The sequence below is a fragment of the Corynebacterium tuscaniense genome (genome assembly GCF_008693065.1).
GTDB lineage: Bacteria > Actinomycetota > Actinomycetes > Mycobacteriales > Mycobacteriaceae > Corynebacterium > Corynebacterium tuscaniense.
This window is the reverse complement of sequence record NZ_VXKH01000114.1, coordinates 1-2,092: the sequence shown is the minus strand read 5'-3', so window position 1 is coordinate 2,092 and position 2,092 is coordinate 1. Positions and strand designations below refer to the sequence as shown.

Sequence of the window (2,092 nt, the reverse complement as noted above, 5' to 3'; positions counted from 1 at the left end):
GGGCTTCACGTTCTGCGCGTTCCCGCGCCTCCTGCTCGGCACGTTCACGAGCTTCACGGGCTGCACGTTCCCGCGCTGCGCGTTCTGCACGTTCCCGAGCTGCGCGCTCGCGGGCCTCGCGTTCCTCACGTTCCCGAGCTTCCTGCTCTTCGCGTTCGCGCTCTGCTTGACGCTCGCGGATCAAGTCCGTCAACGGGTTGCGGACCTCCGGCCCCTGGTGGGACCCGACACGCCCTACGACAGCATCAAACGACGGTGCACCACTGATATGCGAGGTTGCCTGCTGCGCTGGGTGGGAAAGCGCATTGATCGCCTCATTTTCATCTTGGTCACGGACCGGGGCAATGGGGGCGGTGTCCTCGGCGGATTCGGACTTCTGTGGTGCGGTCTCAGCAGGTTGCGCGGTCTCAGCAGGTTGCGCGGTCTCAGCAGGTTGCGCGGGCTCAGCAGGTTGCGCGGGCTCAGCAACAGGTGTTGGCTCGGACTGTTGTGCACGTGCCTCAATCTCACGAATGCGACGGGCTTCGGCCTGGAGGGCGGCGGGCTCATAACCAAATTCGCGGCCGGAAAGCTCCTCAAGTTGGGCGCGGAGGGCGGCGAGTTCCTCGCGGATTTCGCGTAGTACCTCTGCTTCAGCGGTCGGCGCTAAACCATCGGCAGCGCGGTCGGCTTCATTGCGGGCGCGGAGAGCTTCCAGCTCGGCATCGTGTTCACGTTCGCGGACGGCGAGGATTGCTTCGGCCTGGTCACGGTCTTTGCGCGCACGGGTTACGAGCAAGAATCCGATGATCGTGGCCCACAAGGAGGCGAGGAGAGCGATCTGCAACCATGCGGATGAGTCGCTGAAAAGCATGATCACGGTCGCAACAAGTGCGAGGGCGGTCAGCACAACCATCCAGAAATTACCGCCGTCGCGGGATCGGTCCTCACCAGTCATGGTGCCTACCTTATCCTGCGAGATCACCCTCAGTTGGTGGCGACACTTCACATGACCGCTCAAGAATTAGCCCGGCTACGGCAAGTGCCACTCCGCCGAGTGTGCCCGCCAATACACCCGGCAGATCCGCCTCAGCGGCCGCCAACATGTGCACGCGAGGCACGACCCACACCGCTAAGCCGAGGAACCAACCACCAGCAACAGCGCCAGCCCACGCGCCAGACTTACCCACGACCATGAAGTTAGCCACCATCATCGGATTCATCTGCGCGCGATCCAAACCCACGCGCCCTTCCTCACGCCGGCGGCGCACCATGACTGTGAGGAAAACGCACAGCGCGGCGATACCCCACAGCGGCAGTGACCATAGCGGGGAAATGGTTTGCCACGCACCGTAGAACCGGCGCACAAGAATGAGCGCCGCCGCGGCGAAGAAGCCAGCAACAGCAACAAGTTCGGCCGTGTTGGTGCGGGTCATGCGGGATTCACTTGGTTGTCGGGGGTGTCGGGGAGAGCGCGCAGAAGCAACTCCACACGCTGACCTCCCATTGTGGCGTCCTCGTCAAGCTCCAACCAGGGCACCAGGACGAAGGCGCGCTGATGCGCCCGCGGGTGTGGGACGGTGAGGTCGGTGGTGGATATGAGAATTTCGTGCCCCGCGTCGTCGAAAAGCGCAATGATGTCCACATCCAGCGTGCGCGGACCCCACCGCACATCACGCACGCGATGCGCCGCATTCTCGACGGCCTGGCAGCGCGCCAGCAGCTCATGCGGTGTGCAGTCAACGTCCACGATGAGCGTCTGATTCAAGAAATCATCCTGTTCCACCCCGCCCCACGGCGCAGTGCGGTATACCTGCGAGGCAGCAACAAGTTCAGCAGCGAAGGAGCGCGCCACGCTAGCCAGGTGCGCGCGGGAATCTTCCATGTTGGAACCGGTGGACAGCACAGCACGCATGGGTTTAATCCTCCCGGCCGTGCAGGGTTCGGGTTTTGCGGGAGCGGCGGGCGGTGACAGCAACGTCGCTAATAAGCAGGCCGACCGGTGCGTGCGGCTTGTGCACGGTGACCTCGATGGCGTGGAGCTGCTCATAGCGCGCGAGCGCATCGTCGGCGATCTCCGTGGCCACCGTCTCGATGAGTTCGCGGCGCGTGC

The 2,092-nt window shown here is 63.8% G+C and carries 4 protein-coding genes; all 4 read right to left on the bottom strand.

Annotated features, from left to right (window positions below; genetic code table 11):
- A partial coding sequence (locus F4V54_RS10675; RefSeq protein ID WP_150387125.1) for a DUF6779 domain-containing protein occupies window positions 1-937 on the bottom strand: 937 nt, incomplete at its 3' end.
- A gap of 10 nt (window positions 938-947) precedes the next feature.
- Complete coding sequence (locus F4V54_RS10670) at window positions 948-1,415, bottom strand: DUF3180 domain-containing protein (RefSeq protein ID WP_150387124.1); 468 nt, start codon at window positions 1,413-1,415, stop codon at window positions 948-950.
- Complete coding sequence (gene folK, locus F4V54_RS10665; RefSeq protein ID WP_034662174.1) at window positions 1,412-1,894, bottom strand: 2-amino-4-hydroxy-6-hydroxymethyldihydropteridine diphosphokinase; 483 nt, start codon at window positions 1,892-1,894, stop codon at window positions 1,412-1,414. The genes F4V54_RS10670 and folK overlap by 4 nt, the downstream gene beginning before the upstream one ends.
- Window positions 1,895-1,898: 4 nt before the next feature.
- Window positions 1,899-2,092: dihydroneopterin aldolase (locus tag F4V54_RS10660; protein WP_211359488.1), on the bottom strand; the 194-nt coding region annotated here is incomplete at its 5' end.

Excerpts from the sequence above, each read along its gene's own strand:
- F4V54_RS10670 (WP_150387124.1), bottom strand. The coding sequence starts at position 1,415 with ATGACCCGCACCAACACGGCCGAACTTGTTGCTGTTGCTGGCTTCTTC.
- folK (WP_034662174.1), bottom strand. The coding sequence starts at position 1,894 with ATGCGTGCTGTGCTGTCCACCGGTTCCAACATGGAAGATTCCCGCGCG.